Source organism: Pseudomonas sp. IT-P294 (assembly GCF_949767865.1).
GTDB lineage: Bacteria > Pseudomonadota > Gammaproteobacteria > Pseudomonadales > Pseudomonadaceae > Aquipseudomonas.
The window spans coordinates 73971-93628 of the sequence record NZ_CATKQW010000011.1; the positions used below are offsets into that span (position 1 = coordinate 73971).

Annotated in this window: 21 protein-coding genes and 1 pseudogene; 8 read left to right on the forward strand and 14 right to left on the reverse strand. The window is 58.6% G+C overall.

The genetic code is table 11. The features are described 5' to 3' along the window. Positions 1–82: 82 nt before the first annotated feature. From ACM6I0_RS07785 to ACM6I0_RS07805, 5 genes and pseudogenes are all read right to left on the reverse strand, one after another. Positions 83–613, reverse strand: a complete 531-nt coding sequence (locus tag ACM6I0_RS07785) for a DUF2867 domain-containing protein (protein WP_310504657.1) — start codon at positions 611–613, stop codon at positions 83–85. A gap of 170 nt (positions 614–783) precedes the next feature. After that, a pseudogene (locus ACM6I0_RS07790) lies at positions 784–951 on the reverse strand (thiamine biosynthesis protein ThiJ); the annotation flags it as partial. A gap of 318 nt (positions 952–1269) precedes the next feature. Further along, positions 1270–1632, reverse strand: a complete 363-nt coding sequence (locus ACM6I0_RS07795; RefSeq protein WP_285429454.1) for a DUF6463 family protein — start codon at positions 1630–1632, stop codon at positions 1270–1272. A gap of 215 nt (positions 1633–1847) precedes the next feature. Beyond that, positions 1848–2687 (reverse strand): nitrilase-related carbon-nitrogen hydrolase, encoded by an 840-nt coding sequence (locus tag ACM6I0_RS07800; RefSeq protein ID WP_285429455.1) that lies wholly within the window; start codon positions 2685–2687, stop codon positions 1848–1850. Then, the gene (locus tag ACM6I0_RS07805; RefSeq protein ID WP_414921928.1) at positions 2684–4183 is read right to left on the reverse strand and encodes a purine-cytosine permease family protein; all 1500 of its coding nucleotides are present in this window, start codon (positions 4181–4183) and stop codon (positions 2684–2686) included. The genes ACM6I0_RS07800 and ACM6I0_RS07805 overlap by 4 nt, the downstream gene beginning before the upstream one ends. A gap of 148 nt (positions 4184–4331) precedes the next feature. On the opposite strand from ACM6I0_RS07805, the gene ACM6I0_RS07810 reads away from it, so the two are divergent. After that, entirely contained in the window at positions 4332–5231 is a 900-nt protein-coding gene (locus ACM6I0_RS07810; protein WP_414921929.1) for a LysR family transcriptional regulator, read from the forward strand. On the opposite strand, the gene ACM6I0_RS07815 is transcribed toward ACM6I0_RS07810, so the two are convergent. Continuing rightward, positions 5228–5761 carry a cysteine hydrolase family protein gene (locus ACM6I0_RS07815; protein ID WP_414921930.1) on the reverse strand — a complete coding sequence of 178 codons (534 nt, stop codon included), beginning with the start codon at positions 5759–5761 and terminating at the stop codon, positions 5228–5230. The two genes, ACM6I0_RS07810 and ACM6I0_RS07815, sit on opposite strands and share 4 nt — an antisense overlap. 82 nt (positions 5762–5843) lie before the next feature. After that, positions 5844–7571 (reverse strand): gamma-glutamyltransferase, encoded by a 1728-nt coding sequence (gene ggt, locus ACM6I0_RS07820; protein ID WP_414921931.1) that lies wholly within the window; start codon positions 7569–7571, stop codon positions 5844–5846. A gap of 149 nt (positions 7572–7720) precedes the next feature. Between ggt and ACM6I0_RS07825 the strand changes: the two genes are divergently transcribed. Beyond that, the gene (locus ACM6I0_RS07825; RefSeq protein ID WP_414921932.1) at positions 7721–8236 is read left to right on the forward strand and encodes a methylated-DNA--[protein]-cysteine S-methyltransferase; all 516 of its coding nucleotides are present in this window, start codon (positions 7721–7723) and stop codon (positions 8234–8236) included. On the opposite strand, the gene ACM6I0_RS07830 is transcribed toward ACM6I0_RS07825, so the two are convergent. From ACM6I0_RS07830 to ACM6I0_RS07855, 6 genes are all read right to left on the reverse strand, one after another. Beyond that, positions 8228–8824 (reverse strand): NUDIX domain-containing protein, encoded by a 597-nt coding sequence (locus ACM6I0_RS07830; protein ID WP_414921933.1) that lies wholly within the window; start codon positions 8822–8824, stop codon positions 8228–8230. The two genes, ACM6I0_RS07825 and ACM6I0_RS07830, sit on opposite strands and share 9 nt — an antisense overlap. Before the next feature lie 1020 nt (positions 8825–9844). Further along, positions 9845–10072 (reverse strand): DUF6555 family protein, encoded by a 228-nt coding sequence (locus ACM6I0_RS07835; protein WP_285432333.1) that lies wholly within the window; start codon positions 10070–10072, stop codon positions 9845–9847. Positions 10073–10254: 182 nt separating this feature from the next. After that, a complete protein-coding gene (locus ACM6I0_RS07840; protein WP_285432332.1) occupies positions 10255–10527 on the reverse strand; it encodes a hypothetical protein in 273 nt (90 codons plus the stop codon). Between the two features lie 339 nt (positions 10528–10866). Next, complete coding sequence (locus ACM6I0_RS07845) at positions 10867–11580, reverse strand: ABC transporter ATP-binding protein (protein ID WP_414921934.1); 714 nt, start codon at positions 11578–11580, stop codon at positions 10867–10869. Between the two features lie 3 nt (positions 11581–11583). Beyond that, positions 11584–12420: an ABC transporter permease gene (locus tag ACM6I0_RS07850; RefSeq protein WP_285432328.1), complete on the reverse strand. Its 837-nt coding sequence runs from the start codon at positions 12418–12420 to the stop codon at positions 11584–11586. 62 nt (positions 12421–12482) lie between these two features. Continuing rightward, positions 12483–13469, reverse strand: a complete 987-nt coding sequence (locus ACM6I0_RS07855) for an aliphatic sulfonate ABC transporter substrate-binding protein (protein ID WP_414921935.1) — start codon at positions 13467–13469, stop codon at positions 12483–12485. Between the two features lie 295 nt (positions 13470–13764). Between ACM6I0_RS07855 and ACM6I0_RS07860 the strand changes: the two genes are divergently transcribed. From ACM6I0_RS07860 to ACM6I0_RS07870, 3 genes are all read left to right on the forward strand, one after another. Further along, complete coding sequence (locus ACM6I0_RS07860; protein WP_414921936.1) at positions 13765–14712, forward strand: ABC transporter substrate-binding protein; 948 nt, start codon at positions 13765–13767, stop codon at positions 14710–14712. Positions 14713–14860: 148 nt separating this feature from the next. Beyond that, positions 14861–15760: a polysaccharide deacetylase family protein gene (locus ACM6I0_RS07865; protein WP_285432324.1), complete on the forward strand. Its 900-nt coding sequence runs from the start codon at positions 14861–14863 to the stop codon at positions 15758–15760. A 119-nt stretch (positions 15761–15879) separates the two neighbouring features. Beyond that, entirely contained in the window at positions 15880–16122 is a 243-nt protein-coding gene (locus ACM6I0_RS07870) for a DUF1652 domain-containing protein (protein ID WP_285432322.1), read from the forward strand. On the opposite strand, the gene ACM6I0_RS07875 is transcribed toward ACM6I0_RS07870, so the two are convergent. Further along, entirely contained in the window at positions 16119–17003 is an 885-nt protein-coding gene (locus ACM6I0_RS07875) for a LysR family transcriptional regulator (protein WP_285432320.1), read from the reverse strand. The genes ACM6I0_RS07870 and ACM6I0_RS07875 overlap by 4 nt on opposite strands. 127 nt (positions 17004–17130) lie before the next feature. On the opposite strand from ACM6I0_RS07875, the gene ACM6I0_RS07880 reads away from it, so the two are divergent. The 3 genes from ACM6I0_RS07880 to catA are packed head-to-tail and all read left to right on the forward strand — an operon-like array spanning position 17131 to position 19561. After that, positions 17131–18279: a muconate cycloisomerase family protein gene (locus ACM6I0_RS07880; RefSeq protein WP_285432334.1), complete on the forward strand. Its 1149-nt coding sequence runs from the start codon at positions 17131–17133 to the stop codon at positions 18277–18279. 10 nt (positions 18280–18289) lie between these two features. Next, positions 18290–18580 carry a muconolactone Delta-isomerase gene (catC, locus tag ACM6I0_RS07885; protein WP_285432318.1) on the forward strand — a complete coding sequence of 97 codons (291 nt, stop codon included), beginning with the start codon at positions 18290–18292 and terminating at the stop codon, positions 18578–18580. 51 nt (positions 18581–18631) lie between these two features. After that, the gene (gene catA, locus ACM6I0_RS07890; protein WP_414921937.1) at positions 18632–19561 is read left to right on the forward strand and encodes a catechol 1,2-dioxygenase; all 930 of its coding nucleotides are present in this window, start codon (positions 18632–18634) and stop codon (positions 19559–19561) included. The last annotated feature ends 97 nt before the right edge of the window (positions 19562–19658 follow it).

Sequence of the window (19658 nt, forward strand, 5' to 3'; positions counted from 1 at the left end):
ATGAGCGGTTAATACAATCGGAAAAAAGGGGACGGATTTATTTTCCTAATAATAAATCCGTCCCCTTTTTCCGCTCTCAGCCTTAGGTGCAGGTAGCCAGAGGCCAACCGACGCGCGCTGCACGGAGGAGACTGGCCTTAACAACCAAGCGGTGAAATGGGGCAATAACGAAGATGTAGGCCCGGCCTAGACGGTTGTGGCAATGGACCACGGTTGAAAAAACGAGTTGGCGACTGCCTTCTGGCTCTGCTTCTCCAGAACACAGGATCGATATTCGGAAGTCGAGGTGCTTGTCGTCCTCTCCCATCACGATTTCAGTCTTCTTCGTGCTGTAGACTTTGAAAACTCCGATCCGATTAGCAAGTGATGCCAAATGTTTGGCTGTCTTGAGACCAAAACAGGCAACGATAGTGTCTCGAACTTTCATGAGCCATCCGATCCAGGATGGTTGGTGGGAAAGGATGAATCGAGCTAGCAAGTCTGGATTGGTAGATGTGCCCGCAGGGAGCCGAATCGCAAAAGCGTCCGCTAGGTCCATCGACTTGTAAAGGTGGGTGATGCCGGACCTCGATGGGACTGGCACGGACATTATGAGCTCAAATTCTCGGGGCATCGGGGATCTCTCCTGAGTTCTAACTACTAATTAGACGACACGCCATGTCGCGTTTCTTGTTGCGATGGTTTGTCGTATAACGCTCCTTGTCGCCCTGTCGTGCTTATCTAGCTTAGAAGTGACGGTTACCGACTTTCAAGCCGGACAGGGACAACCGCGCCAACTTCTCCTTATCGGATACTGAGCCCGATCAAGGCATCATAGAGCTCTTGCTGCCCTGCTAGCAGAACAGGGAGCAACGTCGCACGGCGCTTGTCGATATCGAACAAGGATTCAACCAACCATCCCACCAGATAGAGCGCCGAAAGGCATCCGCCAGCGGTTGCAACGTTCCCCTGGCGATATCAGTGAATTGATCGAAAGCAATCAGAACGATTTTCTTCAAGGCGAGCTCCATGAAAAGTGCTGGCGTGCAAAACGCAACGGCCATCTTTGCTGGTGTTCGCAGCGTATCAATCGGTTGCGCACCATACACAGTCTGTATGGCGCTAAATATGGAGCGAAATAACGGGTGAGAAAACTAACTCGTAGCCATTGGATCGCGGCTGGTTTTGAGGCCCACGACCAAATATGACTGGATCACCTCAAACTATCCAGACACATCTGACTGGCTGCTGCTGGCCCATTGTTGCCTATCGTGAAGGATGAACCGTTTACTAGGCGTACAGGCCATACCCTGCCGCGATGATCAGCGGAGATACCAGCAGCGTTGCCCAGAACCCCGATTTTGGAACAGCAATGACGCAAATGATCGAGATCATAAGCACATAGATGCCGACAATTTTAAGTAGCGCGAGATCGCCAACAGCTACGGCGTGAATTGCTGTCTGCCCTGCGAGCATAAAAAGCGGTCCCAGCATGGTAAACCAGAGGGCAGTTCGCCGATCTTCGTGCGCTTTGAATTGGTCAATGAAGCCAGAGTCTACAGCGGCGGCGAATGCTGTTTTGAACTTGATAATACCGAATGGAATATGGAAAACCCCCAAGGCGAAGAGGGTCCATGCGACGATGTTTGACATGTCTTATATGCTCCGTAACGGTGAGGTTGGCTCAGAAGCGGTCACGGCAAATGCGACATTGCTCAGGGAGAAACGCAGCATGGGTGATGGCAAGGACTGCTGCCGGCTAATGAAGCTACCCATTTGCCATCAGCGTGTCCACCGTCCACTTTTGGCCAATTGCTGCCCTTCGTAACGGGCAACATTCGGCCAAAAGCGATCTATAGCCTACCGCTTCACTCCTCGACGCCCCCATACAACCCCAACCGCCGATCCCCATGCAGATCATTACGCGCACTAATGCGCTTGTTCCGCGCCTCGGCGAGGTTGAGTGTCGCCAGCAAAAGCTGTTCGCCCCCCTGCTCCGCCGGCCCTGCCAACGGATAACCATCAGCATCAACGATCACCGAACCCTGCACCCAACCAACACCGCGCTCGTGGCCATGCCGATCGCACGCGGCGATGAACATCCGGTTGATCGAGGCGTTGGCCTGCACCCGCACAACTTCAGCCGGACGCTCGGTTAATGGCCGTGGCCCGTCCGGCCAGTTGACCGGAGCGCAGAGCAAATCGGCACCGGCCAGCGCCGGCAATCTGACCCATTCGGGGAATTCCAGGTCGTAGCAAATCAGCATGCCGATCCGGCCATGGACCGTTTCGATGACCGGCGGCGCGTCGTCGCCGGGGCTGAATATGTCTTTCTCGGCATCCCAGAGGTGCGCCTTGCGATAAACGACGCGCAGTCCTTGGGCATCGATCATCGCTGCGCTGTTGGCCAGTTCATCGCCTTGCAGTCGCTCGCAGAATCCGCCGACCACGACGATGTTCAGTTCCTTCGCCAGCGCCCTCCATAGCGTCAGGGCCGGGCCGTCTGCGGTTTCGGACAATGACAGCGCTTCGTTGCGGTCCGCAAACACGTAACCGCTCTGGACCAGTTCGGGCAGCACCACCACATGAGCACCCTGGAGCGCCGCCGAACGAATCACACGTTCAGACAGCGTCCGGTTGTAAGCGAGGTCGCCAATTTTCGGCGCCACCTGGCAGCAGGCGACTACGGTGTTTTTTGCGCTGTTCAACGCACCTCCTCCAGCGGTTGATGGGCCAAGGCGACAATGTCGTGCTCGGTGATCGCATCGATGATCCGGTGCTCGTGCTTAAGGTCGATCGAACGGCTGAGCAGGTAATACGTCAGGCCCGATACTGCCAGACCTACGAGCCAGGCAATGTCCACGCCTTCGAGCATGCGGGCCAGCGGTCCGACGAACACCTCTTTACCGGCGGCCGCATCGAAGATGTAGAAAAACGGCACCATCGCGGCGAATCCGATCATGTAAGAAGCGATCCCGCGAAACTGCCAGGCGCCGTAAATGCCCTTCGGCGTGAAGAAATGCGGGATGGCGTAGCGTCCTTTGCGCACGAAAAAGTAGTCGACCAGATTGACTGCGGTCCAAGGCACGAGGAAGTACAGAAGCAGCACGAGGAAGGTGTTCAACAAGGCGATGCCATCGCCTTTGATCGAGAGCACGCAGGTCAGCAGGATGAGGCTGATCACGCTGATCGACATCACTCGGGCGCGGGGCGTCGGCGTGATTTTTTTTATCGAGTCGACGCCTGTCAGCAACGTGAGCATGGCGCTATAAGTGTTGAGGGCGATGATTGGCAAAAAGCCAGCCACCGAGACAATCACCAACACATTGCCCAGGCCCGGAATCATCGATGAACCGACCTGGTTAAGGGCGACCAATGCGTCCGTCGCTTTCAACTGCTGGGCGAGCCAGGCACCAAGACCGATCATCCAACTCCCCGACAACGAAGCGCCGATGAAGATAGCCGCGATCAGTTTCGGCCGGCTGGTGTTTTTCGGCAGGTAGCGGGAATAGTCGGAGACATAAGGCGCGTAGGAAATGTTGTAGCTGGCGCCGATAGCAAACAGTGTGGCAAACGCTACCCAGTTGAACCCCAGATCGGTCGCGGGGGCTACGCCCTCCTGGCCGGCGCCGAACATCAAGGCGATGGTGACCAGCGCATACAGCGGCAAGGTCGCCAATAATGCCCATTTGAAAGCTTTGTGCATCAAGTCGTGGCCGTAGATCGACAGCAGCGCACCGATCAGCACCACAGTCACCGCCACGATGGTCGGGTCGATACCGAACACGTGCTCCAGGCCGTTCATGATCAGCGAGACGTTGACCACGTTGAAGCCGACGAACACAAACATCGTCGCCATCAAGGCCACGATCACCCCGCGATAACCGAACTGGGCACGGGACTGGATCATTTGCGGCAGGCCCATCTCCGGACCTTGCGAGCCGTGGAAAGCCATGAAGATGGTGCCGAACATGATGCCCAGCGCACCGGCCAGCATCGTCCACAGCGCCGACAATCCGAGGCTCGGGCCGACAAAACCGATGGAAATGGTGAAGAAGTGGAAGTTGCCCAAAAACCAGAAAGGCCCTTGGCTGCTGAGCTTGGCGTGACGTTCACTGTGTGGGATGTAATCGATCGAATGGCCTTCGATGGCCAGTCCGCTGTTCGCCTCGACGGCGTGCACAGAATGAGGGGACCCTGACATACGACTGTTCCTATGCTGGTGTTTGTTGTTTTTATGGGCAAAGCGCCGGTTTCATTGCAATGTAGGGCCTTGATCAGGGCGGTTAAATATCGCAGGCACACTGTTTACATAGGTCCGCATCTATGTGACTGAGCTTTGGGGGACACACATGCTGGGAACTGTATCGGAGCTGGATCTGCGTTTGATCCGGGTATTTTTGACCGTTGTCGAGGCGGGCGGCATATCGGCCGCGCAAACCGCGCTCAACACCACGCAACCGACCATCAGCGCGCAACTGGCCACGCTGGAAGCGCGGGTGGGATTTCGTCTTTGCGAGCGCGGGCGCGGCGGTTTTTCGGTGACGCCCAAGGGCGGTCAGTTCGTCGAGGCGGCCCGACGCCTGTTGGCGGCAGCCGAAGGCTTCCGGGTGGAGGTCCAGCACATCAATCGTAAAGTGTCGGGCAACATCAACATTGGTTTGCTCGGTCAGATCGATCCCGTTGCCAACAAGAAAATCGCCCTGGCCATTGCACGTTTGCGGTCTCGCCATGAAGGACTTTATTTCCACTTCACTGAGCTGTCGTCATCACTGCTGGAAGAAAAAATCATCAACGGCCATATCGATCTGGCGATTGGTTACTTTTGGCACCGCTTGCCCAGCATTGACTACTTTCCCCTGTTCAAGGAAACCCAGATCGCCTATTGCGCCCCGGCTCACCCGTTGTCCGGGCAAGTGGGTGATCTGACCCGCGAGGACGTCAGCGGCTACGACTGGGTTTGGCCTAGTCACCCCTTGCCGGAAATGCCGGCGCCCACTTCGATCGAACGCTTGACCGTGCTCACTGACAGCATGGATGGCGCCGCCCTGCTCATCCTGTCGGGCCAGCACCTGGGCTTCTTGCCGCAGCACTATGCGGCCAAGCATGAACAGCTGGGGCAACTGCATCCGTTGAATCCTCAACTGCTGCGCTATGAGGTGGGCTTTCATGCGGCAGTTCGGCATTCGTCGCGGCAGCGGGATCTGGTAAGTGCGTTCCTGACTGAGTTGATCGAGATTTTTGCTGCTTAGAAGCGTATGTCGCTGGTGCGAGTGACGTCGATCCGTGCCACCGAACCGGTCAGGTGCGCCAGATCCTTGTTGTGTTCGGCGATGATGTCTTCGGCGGTCATGCTGGCGTTGGCGACGGTGGAATGAGCGTCGCCTGCGAGCACCACGTCGTAACCCAGCTTCAAGGCCTGGCGCACGGTAGCGTTGACGCAGTAGTCGGTTTGCAATCCGCAGATGATCAGGCGTTCGAAGTCCTCCTTCGGTACCAGATGTTGCAGGTTGGTCTGGTAAAACGAATCCGGCGTGGTTTTGCGCACCCGCAGATCCTTGGCCGAGGTGTCCAGCCCTTCGGCCAGTTGCCAGCCTTGGGCGTTGTGCGCCAAGGGGCTACCCGCTTCTTCGTGCTGAATCAGGATGACCGGAACACCAGCGTCACGGGCCCCGGCGCTCAGGTCGTTGATGTTATCGATGACCCGTTTGATCTCGAAGCATTCGTACTCGCCAGAGCACAGGGCCTGCTGGACGTCGATAATCAGTAGTGCAGTTGTCATGGTGCCTTCCTTGATGTGTTGGCCAATCAGGGGACAGAAAATAGATCTGTCCCCCTTTGAAAAACACTTTAAAAAACGATCCTCAGTAACCGAGCGACAGCCCGGTGTTGCGACGTGGATCGTTGGCGCCGTAGAAGCGGTTCTTGCCGACCGGTTTGCCTCCCAGCGAAGGCGCGCCTACCAGAATCGCCGCCAGGTGGTTGGCGTCCTGTGGCCCGGCAAATTTATGCCCCCAGCTTTCCAGCATCTTCACTGTATCCGGGCTGGTGGTGAAGGCTTCCAGATTGGTCTCTTCCGGTAGCCACTGCTGGTGGAAACGTGGTGCATCGACCGCTTCCTGGATGTTCATGCCGTAATCGATCACGTTGAGCATGGTCAGCAAGGTTGCCGTGATGATGCGACTGCCGCCGGGGGTGCCGACAACCATGACGACTTTGCCGTCCTTGGTGACGATGGTCGGGCTCATCGATGACAGCGGTGCCTTGCCCGGAGCGATGGCATTGGCTTCGCCCTGGACCAGGCCATACATGTTCGGTACGCCGATTTTCGAAGTGAAGTCGTCCATTTCGTCGTTGAGAATGACCCCGGTTTTGCTGGCCATGACGCCAGCACCGAACCAGTCGTTGAGGGTGTAGGTCACCGATACCGCGTTGCCCCATTTGTCGACGATGGAGTAATGCGTGGTGTTATTGCCTTCATGAGGCGCGACACCGGGTTTGAGGTCGCGGGATATGCCGGCCTTTTGCGGATTGATGGCTTCGCGAAGTTTGGTTGCGTAGTTTTTATCGAGCAGGTGCGCGATCGGATTTTTCACGAAGTCCGGGTCGCCCAGATAGCTGTTGCGGTCCACATAGGCGTGGCGCATCGCTTCGATCTGGTAGTGCATGCCTTGGGCCGAGTGGTAGCCCAGGTCTTTCATCGGGTAGCCTTCGAGGATGTTCATGATCTCGCAGATCACTACCCCGCCAGAGCTTGGTGGCGGTGCCGAGACCACGTGATAGCCCCGGTAGTCGCACTCGATCGGCGCCAGCTCACGGGTCTTGTATTTATCGAGGTCGGCTTGGGTGATGATGCCCTTGTTGGCCTGACTGGAGGTGACGATGGCGTCGGCCACCCAACCTTTATAGAAACCGTCGGCGCCCTTCTCGGAAATTTCCCGCAGGGTCTTGGCCAGATCTTTCTGCACCAGTTTTTGCCCGACCTGCATCGGCTCGCCATTGCTGAGGAAGATCGAGCCGGAATCCTTGATGTCCTTCTTGAACACGTCGGTGGCATAGTCCAGCAAATCGACATCGCCCTGCTCCAGCACGAAACCGTCTTCGGCGAGCTTGATCGCCGGCGCGATGACATCCTTGCGCGGCTTGGTGCCGTACTTCTGCAGGGCCAGTTCCATGCCGGACACAGTGCCCGGCACGCCAACGGCCAGGTGCCCGCGGGTGCTGAGGTCCGGGACGACATTGCCCTGTTTGTCGAGGTACATGTCGGCTTTGGCGGCCAGCGGTGCTTTTTCGCGGAAATCGAGGAAGGTTTTGCGCCCGTCCGCCAGCTGAATGGTCATGAAGCCGCCGCCACCCAGGTTACCCGCTGCGGGATAGACCACCGCCAGCGCATAACCCACCGCGACCGCGGCATCGACGGCGTTGCCACCATTCTTGAGCACATCAACGCCCACATGGGACGCCAGATGCTGGGCCGTCACGACCATACCGTTTTCGGCCGCGACGGGGGCCACCGAGGCCGCGTACGTGCTGAGGCAGCTGAGCGCCAACGAGGTCGCAATCAGCGATTTGGCAAAAGGTTCGAACTTCATGAGTCGGTCTCTTCTTTTTATGGTTTGTGTAAAAAATCTGAGAAAACGCGTCAAGAGCAGAGGCAAGTATGGCTGGGATTGCGTATTGCGCCTCCCCGTCGAGCCAGTATGCTGAGCCTCTGTTCAGCCCTTCTGCGGAGTCCGCCGGCATGACCTACACCTTCACTACCCTGGCGTCTCCGGTTGGCGAGCTGAAGCTGGTCGCGAAAGATTCAAGACTGGCAGCCATCCTCTGGGAAAACGACAAGCCGAATAGGGTAAGGCTGGGGCCAATGCACGAGGCGCCGGATAACCCGATCCTCGTGCGCGCTGCTCAGCAGCTAGAGGAATACTTCGCCGGAACACGCAGCCGGTTCGAACTGGAACTGGATTTCGCCGGCACCGAATTTCAGAAGAAGGTCTGGCAGGCGCTGTTGACCATTCCGTTTGGCCAGACCCGCAGTTACAGCCAGATTGCCGAGCAGATTGGCCATCCGAGCGCGGTGCGCGCAGTGGGGGCGGCGAATGGCAAGAATCCGATTTCGATTGTTGCACCGTGCCATCGGGTGATCGGTGCATCCGGGAAGCTCACCGGGTTTGCCGGTGGGCTTGCGGCCAAAGAGCGGCTGCTGACGCTGGAAGGATGCGAATGGTCAGGCGCCAGCCGAATGGATGATTTATTTTGAGGGGCCGAAGAGATCCTTCATCGCCGCATACTGCAGCAGCATGATGGTCTTCGCATCGCAGATCTCCCCGCGATAAAACGCCTCAAGCGCCTTCTCGAATGCCCACTCCAACACTTCCAGTTCTTCGGTCTCTTCTTCCAGCCCGCCGCCATCACTGACTTTCGATGAGGCGTCATATTCGGCAATGAAGAAGTGCAGTTTTTCGGTCACCGAACCGGGGCTCATGTAGGACTCGAAGACCTTTTGCACATGGTGAACGCGATAGCCGGTTTCTTCTTCGGCCTCGGCCCTGATGCGCTCTTCGGGATCGGCGCCCTCAAGCAATCCGGCCGCGACCTCGATCAGCAAGCCATCGTGGCCGTTGACGAATACCGGCAGCCGGAACTGGCGGGTCAGCACGACCGTTCTCTTCTCGCGGTTGAACAGCAGAATGGCGGCGCCATTGCCACGGTCGTAGACCTCGCGTGTCTGGCGTTGCCATTCACCGTTGTTGCGCTGGTAGTCGAAGCTGATTTTCCTCAGCAGGTACCAGTCGTGGGACAACACCTGTGATTCGATGATGTTGACTCGCTCGGCGGTGTTCGACATCACAATTCATCCTTTTTTTGTCGGGAGGGGCACATGGTAGGCGAAAACTTAAAAGCCCGGCATGACTGCCTTAATGCTGTTTGCCTTAGATAGTTTCGGTATTGGGTTGGGGTTGGGTACATATCCGTTTCTGGGGTAACGGCTGCTGTTGGTTCCGCTCTTACAGCGGGTCACTTGGAGAAGCGCCAAGTAACCAAGCGCTTTTGCCCCTGACGTTCGGTGCCTCGCCTAGGCTCGGCATGCCCTCGCTCCGGTCCTGCTCCGTGGGCCCGCCGCCATCGGCCATCCATGGCCGGGGGCGGCTAACCCGGCATCCATGCCGGGTTGCCCACTGCGCAGAACCTGCGCTCGGCCTCTCGAGGGGGCGTGCACCGCAAAAGCCAAATCGAGGCGGCCTACAGGCCGGCCTGGTTGCTCAACGCCTACGCGTCCTGATCGTTCCCACGCTCCGCGTGGGAATGCATCCCGTGACGCTCCGCGTCACCCTTGCGCAAGACTCAAGCCAGGTGGCGACAGCTGGGACGCAGAGCGTCCCCGGCGGCATTCCCACGCGGAGCGTGGGAACGATCAACAGCAACAACAAGATCCACAGCATCGCGAGCAAGCTCGCTCCCACATAAAGCGGACCGTGCACGGCTGTTGCTCCTCACCACTCATCAGGTCGAGCGTTAGCTCGCCTTCCGCTTTTGATCTCGATCTGCCCCGTCGGAAGGCCGAACGCAGGTTCTGCGCAGTGGGCAACCCGGCATGGATGCCGGGTTAGCCGCCCCCGGCCATGGATGGCCGATGGCGGCGGGCCCACGGAGCAGGACCGGAGTGAGGGAATGCCGAGCCTAGGCGAGGCACCGTACGTCAGGGGCGCTAGCGCTTGGTTACTTGGCGCTTCTCCAAGTGACCCGCCGTCAGGGCGGAACCAATAGTCGCCATGCCCGCAGAAACGGATATGTACCCAACCCCAAAACTATCTGAACAGCATTACGCCTAAGAGCGGGGCTTTTTCATGAGTGCCGGTTCAGCCAATCAAATCGCTTCATTCCAGCGTACATGCGTAATGCCCAGTTGCTGGGCTTTCAAGCGTGCAACTTCAAGCGTGGCATGTGTCGCGATCTTTTGGTCACCGTGAGGATAAGCATGAGCGGAGGCTGAGTGGATCGCATCCACATCCGAGAACTGCTCGGCCAGTTTGAAAAAGTGCTGACGAACGCCGTCGAGTAAATAGTGCACGGCATAGGGAACGAGTTCGCTCATGTGTTCCTTTTGATGTCCGCCAGGGCTCTGGCGCAGAAGTCGAATTGAGAACTCAAGGCGTCTGCGGCAAATGTGCCGTGTAGTGTTGAGGGCTGAAAAAAACAGGCCCTGATGGGCCTGTTCTTCAGAGTGCAACGATGTCGCGTTCGTTCAGTTTAATTGTCAGTCAAATGAACATACATTCAAAGATCGTCCAGTGGCGCAAAGTCGGGATGAAACGCCCGATAGCCCAATGTTCTGTCGATCCATGCATTCAATTCGTTGACCATGACTGGTGGCGTGGCGCAATAGGCTTCGAGGGTTGAACGAAGGATGTCACTGATATTGGGAACTGAGTGAAGGTTTCGGGTGCTTATGTACTGCCCGATGAAACAGTCGAGTTGATAGCGTTCTGTCAGCGACAGATACACACACTCCAGACCCAAAACTTGGTTAATGGCAAGATCGTCGCGCAACGGGGTTCTCTACAAGGCTTGTTGATATTAGGGGATTCCTTGTTTGTTGACTCTTTGGTCAACTGGTGTTGCAAGGGGAATGCGGCGCGCATGCTATCGGTAGTGTTATTAAATGTATGTAAGGCGTTGAAAGTGTCAGACAGGCGGTGAACACCTTCTATATGTCGCGCAGGGGCAAGCGCTTCAAATGTGAAACACTTGTTGTAACGATACTGTCGTTCAATAACATTGCTTCTAGAACTGTTGTATAGACAGGTCTGTCTGTTCCATCGACTTCAAAACAAGTTTATTAATCAACACCTTGTCCTGATTCCTGACATGCAAGGGACCGCTCAGCGTTCAAATCACATGGGCACGCTGCAACTCGGTCAACGACAACGCCTTAAGGCGCGCCAGTAGCGGGTCTCGGCGATCACGCGGATGCGTCAGTTCCACGGCCAGCTCCTGACGAATGCTGCTGGGGCGGTTGTCCATCACCAAGACCCGGTCGCTGAGGTACAAGGCTTCATCGACATCGTGAGTCACCAGTAGCAGGGCGATGGCGTGACGTTCGGCCAGTTGCAGCAGCAAGTCCTGGAGTTTCATCCGAGTGAACGCGTCCACGGCGCTGAAGGGCTCATCCAGGAGCAAAACCTGCGGTCTCGAGTAGAGACCTCGCGCAATCGCCACCCGTTGCGCCATGCCTCCGGACAAAGCTTTTGGCAGTGCCTGCGCGAATCCGCCGAGGCCGACTTCTTCAATCAATTGCGCGACCCAGGCCTTGTCGTAATGGCTGTCAGCGCTGAAGCCAATGTTTTGTTCGACCGTCAGCCACGGCATTAGCCGGGGTTCCTGAAACACGAAGGCGACTTCCCCTGCGGTGTTGCGCAACTCGCCGTGAAAGTCTTTTTCCAGGCCGGCGACGATCCGCAGCAAGGTGCTTTTACCGCAACCGCTAGGGCCGAGCAGGCTGACGGTTTCTCGGGGCTGCAACTGCAAGTGGATGTTTTTGAGGACGGTGGTGGTGGCGAATGTTTTGCGTTCGACGCGAATGTCCAGCAGGTGTTCAGGCATGGCTCAATCCTCTGCGCTTTGGCCGTTGAAAGTGTCGCGCCAGGCCAGGAAGCGTTTTTCCAGTGCGGCGAGAATGCCGTCGCTCAGCTTGCCCAGCAGCGCTAATACGATGATCGCGGCCAGGACGATGTCCGGGCGTGAAGTCTCGCGACCGTCACTGAGCAGATAACCCAGGCCTTTGGTCGCGGCGATCAGTTCGGCGGCCACCAGAAACATCCAGGCCAGGCTCATGCCGCTGCGCAATCCGGTGAACAGGCCGGGCAGGGCGGCGGGCAACAGGATCCGCCGGACCAGGCGACGGCGGCTGAAGCCGTACATCTGGCCGACTTCCACCAGTTTGCGATCAATGTCGCGAATCGCCGCGACGCCGTTGAGGTACACCGGAAAGAACGCGCCGATGGCGATCAGGACGATTTTCGAGGTCTCGTCGATGCCCAGCCACAACAGCAAGAGCGGCACCCAGGCCAGGCTCGGAATCGAACGCAAACCGGCGAACGTCGGTTCCAGGTAGGCCTCGGCTTCCCGGCTCAAACCGACCCACGCGGCGAACACCAAGGCCAGGCTGGCGCCAATGGCAAAGCCCAGCAGCACCCGCAGCAGGCTGGCACTGATGTGTTTCCACAACGCACCCTCGGCCAGATCGCCAAGGGTCAACGCGACCTCGCTCGGCGCCGGCATTTGATAGGACGGCAACCAGCCGATGCGCACGACCCATTCCAGTAGCAGGATGATCAGCACCGGCAGCGCCAGGCCCTTGAGGCGCAGTTGCCAGGCAGTGCTCAGGCGACGGGGTGCAGGCAATGCCAGAGGGGCGGGCAGGTTATTGCTTTTGCTGGTCATGGGGTTCTCCAGTCACGACGAATCCGCAGCGGGCGCGGATTCGGTTTCAACGGTGGCGATCGTTACTGACGCGCTACGGTTTCCTTGAAACCGGTGTCGATCAACTGATCGATGACCTGGTCGACATTGACCCCGCGACGAACCAGTTCTTCAGAGACCAGAATCGGCGCGGCAGCCTTCGACGCGAGGACATCCTTGGCGGTCAATTGCGGGCTGCTCAGGTCGGTGCGCGACAGTTGCAGCTTGGCCACTTCCAATGGCAGCCCGGATTCGCTGGCGAGCAATTTCGCCAGTTCGTCCGGGTTTTTCACCGCCCATTCACGGGCCTTTTCATAGGCACTGAGGACGGTTTCGATGGTGTGCGGGTGTTCTTTGGCATAGGTGTCGGTGACGCTGACCACGCCGTAGCTGTTGAAATTCGTGTTGCGATACAGCAGGCGCGAACCAGCCTGGACTTCACTGGCGGCCATGTGCGGATCCAGGCCGGCCCAGGCGTCGACGTCACCTTTCTCCAGCGCAGTGCGACCGTCCGGGTGCTGCAAGTGCACCAGTTCGACATCGTCCTTGGTCAGGCCGGCCTGTTGCAGGCTGCGCAAGGTAAACAGGTACGGGTCGGTGCCTTTGGTCGCAGCGATTTTCTTGCCTTTGAGATCGGCCACGGTTTTGTACGGGGAATCCTTGCGCACCACCAACGCGGTCCATTCGGCGCGGCTGTAGACGTAGACCGATTTGATCGGGCTGCCGTTGGCGCGGCTGAGCACGGCGGCCAGGCTGGCGGATGAAGCGAAGTCGACGCCGCCGCTGTTGAGGTATTCCAGCGAGCGGTTGCTGCCCTGGCTCAACACCCAGCTGACCTTGGTCTGCGGCAGGGCCTGCTCCAGGAAACCGAAGTGTTTGAGGACCAGGCTCACCGGTGAGTAATAGGCGTAATCCAGGTGCACTTCGGCCGGTGGTGCTTCGGCTGCCTGTGCCACGGGTTGCAGGCTCAGGGCCAGTGCGCAGGCGCTGAGCAGGTACCTGACGTTGGGAAAGCGGAAGGTCAGTTTCATGGGGCGGCTCCGGGCAAGGCGGCGAGATTCTTATGTTAAGAAAATTATTTTTTGTGGCTGCGTCCTGCATAAAAGGAATATTGCAGGCTCTGTGCCATGTCGGGGAATCGCAGGTTTTAGGGAGGTTGCCGGCGCGAGGGAGGCCTGGGGGTGTCGCCTTGAAAACAGTCTGTTGGCTTGCTGTTGCTGGGCAAACACCGCCTGTTTCCGGTCATGAGCTTATGCTGAAATCGAATTTATGAAGGCTGCTTTAAGAGCGTTAGGGTCTATGAAAATATCGTCCCCGGAGCTTTCGATGAACCTGTCCCGATTCGTGCGTGGTCTGCTGACCAGCGCCTTGTTTGCCGCGCCACTGAGTTACGCCGCAGAACCCGTCGTTTTGCATGTCGGTGATCAGAACTACTACAACGTTCGCGCCTCGGTGGAGGCATCGGGTGTGCTGGAAGGCGCGTCCTATACTGTCGACTGGAAACACTTCCAGGCCGCCGCGCCGCTGGCTGAAGCCCTAAGTACCGGTGCGCTGGATGTGGGTTTTCTCGGCGATTCCGGCTTCCTGTTCCTGGCCGCCAAACAGGCGCCAGTGAAATTGATCGGTGTCTCACGGCAGAACCCCGACACCATCGCCTTGCTGGTGCCCAAGGATTCACCGGTCAAAACCATCGCTGACCTCAAGGGTAAAAAAGTCGCTTACTGGCCTGGCGCCTGGAGCCAGCAACTGACCCTGCGCGCACTGGAGAAAGCTGATCTACCGGAAGACTACGTCGACTTCATCAAACTGATGCCCATCGACGCCGCTGCCGCGTTGCCACAGGGCAGCATCGATGCGTTCCCGGTGTGGGAACCCTACATTTCCCAGCAGATTCTGTTTTCCGGCGCTCGGCCGATTCTCACGGCGAAAAACCTCATGCCCGGCCTGAGCGCGATTGCAGCATCGACGCCGTCGATTGAGAGCAAGCGCGAAGCCATTGCCGACTTCCTCGTGCGCCTGAAAAAAGCTCGGGCCTGGGTCGACAACCACACGGACGAATATGCCGACCTGTGGGCGAAAAAGGCCAACCTCGACCAGAACGTGTCCCGCCATTGGTTGCGTCAGGCACACATGACCGTTGGCCCGGTGGATGCTCAGGCCGCCACGGACCTGCAGAGCACGGCGGACTTCCTGTTCAAGGTCAAGGCGCTGCCCACGGCATTGGCCACCTCGCCGATTATCGACCACACGTTCCAGCAGTCACTGACGCAGTAGACCAACGCGGGTGAGCGCTGGAACCAAACACTGTGTACCCTGATCCAACCTCGGCCTGCAGCCACCTGCGGGCCGACAATGGATGAATGGGCGAAGGGTTTTTGCCAATTAACGTGATGACCGTGACGGTCTGGCCCCAAGGCAAAACATGAAACAGCTGTTCAAGGTTTTCTGCGCACTCACCCTCGCTGTCGGGCTGGTTGGCTGCATCGCTTCACCCATCGAACTGACCCCGCAGACCGAGCAGCGTCTGCGCGATCAGGCGCCGATCCGCTTCCTGGTGACGTTCGACGACGGTCCCAGTGCATCGAGTTTCTGGAACCCGAGCATGACCGTGCTCGACAGCCTCGCCCAGAACCCGGTGCTGCCCGGGATCAAAGCGGTGTTTTTCGTCCAGACCGGCGCGCCTCGGGCCGGCGACAGCGACATCGGCCGTGGCGTCATGCACCGCGAACAAGCGGAAGGGCATGTGCTGGGCTTCCACACCGCGACCCATTCACACACCAATCACCGTTCGTTGACTCCCGAACAGTTGGAGCAGTCTCTGAGTAAAGGCAGTGCTGACATTGCCGCGATCACCGGCGCGCCGCCGACCCTGGTGCGTCCGCCATTCTGGAACTACGACAAACGTGTGTTCGCGGCCTACCAGCGCCACGGGATGCACGTGTTGCTGACCGACCTGAGCGCCAATGACGGCAAGATCTGGGGCTTCAATGCCAGCCCACGGCGCCGGGCGAACATGCTGCGCCAACTGTCCGAGGTACGGGAACGGATTGCCCGGGGCGAATTGCCGACGGTGGACGGTGTGATTCCGGTGGTGGTGACGTTCCATGACCTGAATCGATATACCGCCCGGCATACCCGCGAATACCTGCAAATCCTGCTCGACAGTGCCAATGCCACCGGTGTGCCGTTGGCGCAGAAGCCGTTTTATGACGACACCGCGGCGCTGCAACGGGCGGCCATGGCGCGCACCGTTACCGACAGTTCCCAGGCCGTGAAACTGCCGGGAATCTGGAACTGGATCTGGGATGGCGACTCGCACTAAAACTTCGCCAGAACGAGAAGCCGCTAACACTTCGTGTGGGTGGTCGCTGGCGCAGGCGCGTGAAAGAGGGTCTATGCTGATCGAGTTGAATTTGATCATCAGCCACGGAGGCGTTTGTCATGGTGCCCATTTCAGTCCTTTGCAGCATTGTGGAGTCCGGTTTTGCGCCGCTTGCCTGCGAATGCACCTTAAATCCCAACGGATTGCTGCGGGTCAAGGTCTACGACCCGGCAACCGGGCGTATCGACTTGCTGATCCCTTGCGTCTCGCCGGCGCAACTGACCAGCATCCGCGCGATTTCTGACTTCGTTGGCGAGTTGCGCACCGAGATGCGCGCCGGACGCCGGGCCTTCGCCGGTTAGTCCCGGGGCAGCAATTCATCAATCATCTTCAAACAATGATTCAACCCCGGCGTCACATCGCCCACGCGTCGGCTGAGGATGATCGGCGAGGTCGCGTTGTCTTCCAGCAACGGGGTGAAGCCAATGTCGTCGCGGTGCAATAACTGCACCGAGGCCGGCACCAGCGTGACCCCGATTCCCGCACCGACCAGCCCGATCGCTGTTTGCAGCTCGTTGGTCCATTGCGCCACGTGGATGCTCACGCCATAGGACTCAAACAGCGCAATCACATGATCGGCATAGCTGGGGCGGGGGTTGCCGGGGTAAAGCACAAAGGGTTCCTTGGCCAGTTCGCGAAGGCTGATCGGCCCGGCCAGCAGCGGATGGCCGGCGGGCAGGGCGGCGACCAGGCGGTCTTCAGTCAACACGGTTTGAATGATCGCCGGGTCATCGATGCGAATCCGCCCGAAACCGATGTCGATGCGCCCGGCCTTGAGCGCCTGCACCTGTTGCAGGGTGGTCATTTCCGACAGCCCCAGCTCAAGCTCCAGGGGTTCGCCGCTGCGCAACCGGCGAATCAGTTCCGGCAGCACGCCGTACAACGTCGACGGGGCAAAACCGATGCCCAGCCAGGTCTTTTCCCCCAGGCCGATGCGTCGCGTGTTGTCGCACGTCTTGGCCAGTTGTTCGAGCAAGGCACTGGAATGCTCATGGAAGAAACGCCCGGCATCGGTCAGCTTCAGCGGACGGCCACGCTCGAGCAATAACACCCCGAGTTCGTCTTCCAGCTGCTGGATCTGCCGGCTCAGGGGCGGCTGGGCAATGTGCAGCAGTTCGGCGGCGCGGGTGAAGTTGAGGGTTTGAGCCAACACCTGAAAATAGCGCAGGTGACGCAGTTCCATGGGGCCTCCAGGCATTGATTAGTTGAATACCTTTAAGGTATCGAGCCAGACCAATTCTATATTGGCCGCCAGCAAAAAGCCGTATGAGAATCCGTTCCAGAACTTCAAGAACCTGACGGGTATCGAAATGCGTGCAACAGCCATTGAATCGATCGAGACGATCATCGTCGATCTGCCGACCATCCGCCCGCACAAACTGGCCATGCACACCATGCAGCACCAGACCCTGGTGATCATCCGTGTGCGCTGCGCCGACGGCGTTGAAGGGATCGGCGAGTCCACCACCATCGGTGGCCTGGCGTATGGCAATGAAAGCCCGGACAGTATCAAGACCAACATCGACACGCACTTTGCGCCCCTGCTGATCGGTCAGGACAGCGCCAATGTGAACGCCGCCATGTTGCGCCTGGAGCGCAGCATTCGTGGCAACACTTTCGCCAAGTCAGGTATCGAAACGGCGTTGCTCGACGCCCAGGGCAAGCGCCTTGGCCTGCCGGTCAGCGAGTTGCTTGGCGGTCGCGTTCGTGACGCGCTGCCCGTGGCCTGGACCCTGGCCAGCGGCGACACCGACAAGGACATCGCCGAAGCGGAAAAAATGCTCGACCTGCGTCGCCACCGCATTTTCAAATTGAAAATCGGGGCCGGCGAAGTCAATCGCGACCTGGCCCACGTCATTGCTATCAAAAAAGCCCTGGGCGATCGCGCCAGCGTGCGGGTCGATGTCAATCAGGCCTGGGACGAAGCGGTCGCCTTGCGCGCCTGCCGGATTCTGGGCAGCAACGGCATCGACCTGATCGAGCAACCGATCTCGCGCAATAATCGCGCCGGCATGGTGCGCCTGAATGCCATGAGCCCGGCGCCGATCATGGCCGATGAATCCATCGAATGCGTAGAAGACGCCTTCAATCTGGCACGTGACGGTGCTGCGTCAGTGTTTGCCTTGAAAATCGCCAAGAACGGCGGGCCACGTGCTGTATTGCGCACAGCCGCCATCGCCGAAGCCGCCGGTATCGGCCTGTACGGCGGCACTATGCTGGAAGGAGGCATCGGCACGCTGGCCTCGGCCCACGCCTTTGTCACTTTGAATAAACTGGCCTGGGACACTGAATTGTTCGGCCCGTTGCTATTGACCGAAGACATACTCAGCGAGCCGCTGGTCTACCGCGATTTCGAGCTGCATGTGCCGAACACGCCGGGCCTGGGCCTGAGTCTGGATGAAGAACGCCTGGCGTTTTTCCGTCGCGACAAGACATCCACTTCCATTCATCAAGCCTGAGGAGAGCATCATGTTGTTCCACGTCAAAATGACCGTGAATCTGCCGGTCGACATGAATCCGGAAGCGGCGGCCAAGCTGAAATCCGACGAAAAAGCCCTGGCCCAACGCCTGCAGGAACAAGGCAAATGGCGTCACCTGTGGCGCATCGCCGGGCACTATGCCAATTACAGCGTGTTCGACGTCGACAGTGTCCAGGAGCTGCACGACCTGCTGATGCAATTGCCGCTGTTCCCGTACATGGCGATCGAGGTCGACGCGATGTGCCGACATCCTTCTTCCATTCGAGACGATGACCGCTGAGCCCAGCCTGCTCGGTTTGCTACGCCAATAATTACAAGATGAGGATCCCCCATGAACGTGAAGATTTCCCACACTGCCAGCGCCCAGAAGTTTCTTGAAGACGCCAGCGGCTTGCTTAACGAGGCCGGTAACCCACGGGCCAAAGAATTGGTTTATCGCATCCTGCGTGATTCGGTGAACATCATCGAAGACCTGGCCGTGACCCCGGAAGAATTCTGGAAAGCGGTCAATTACTTGAACGTGCTGGGCGCGCGTCAGGAAGCCGGATTGCTGGTGGCCGGGCTTGGTCTGGAACATTACCTGGACCTGCTGATGGACGCCGAAGACGAGCAGGCCGGCAAGGCCGGTGGCACCCCGCGGACCATCGAAGGCCCACTGTATGTGGCGGGTGCGCCGTTGTCTGAAGGCGAAGCGCGACTCGATGATGGCGTCGATCCGGGCGTGGTCCTGTTCATGCAAGGCCAAGTGCGCAACACCGCTGGCGAGCCATTGGCCGGTGCGGTGGTGGATGTCTGGCACGCCAACACGGGCGGCACGTATTCATACTTCGACACCACCCAGTCCGAGTTCAACCTGCGTCGCCGTATCGTTACCGATGCCGAGGGTCGTTATCGTTTCCGCAGCATCGTGCCGTCGGGTTATGGCTGCCCGCCGGACGGTCCGACCCAGCAATTGCTCGATCAACTGGGCCGTCATGGCCAGCGTCCGGCGCACATTCACTTCTTCATCTCTGCGCCGGATCATCGTCACCTGACCACCCAGATCAACCTCGACGGTGATAAGTACCTGCACGACGATTTCGCCTACGCCACGCGCGACGAGCTGATTGCCCACATCACCTTCAGCGACGACCCGCAGCGTGCAGCGGCGCATGGAGTCAGCGGCCGGTTTGCCGAAATCGACTTCGATTTCACCCTGCAATCGACTGCTCAGCCGCAAGAGCAACAGCGTATGGAACGGGTTCGCGCACTCGAGGACTGATTGCGGCGAGTTGCCGAATCTTTGTGGGAGCGAGCCTGCTCGCGATTGCGGTGTATCAGTCAACGTTGATGTTGAGGCTGATGGCCCTATCGTCGGA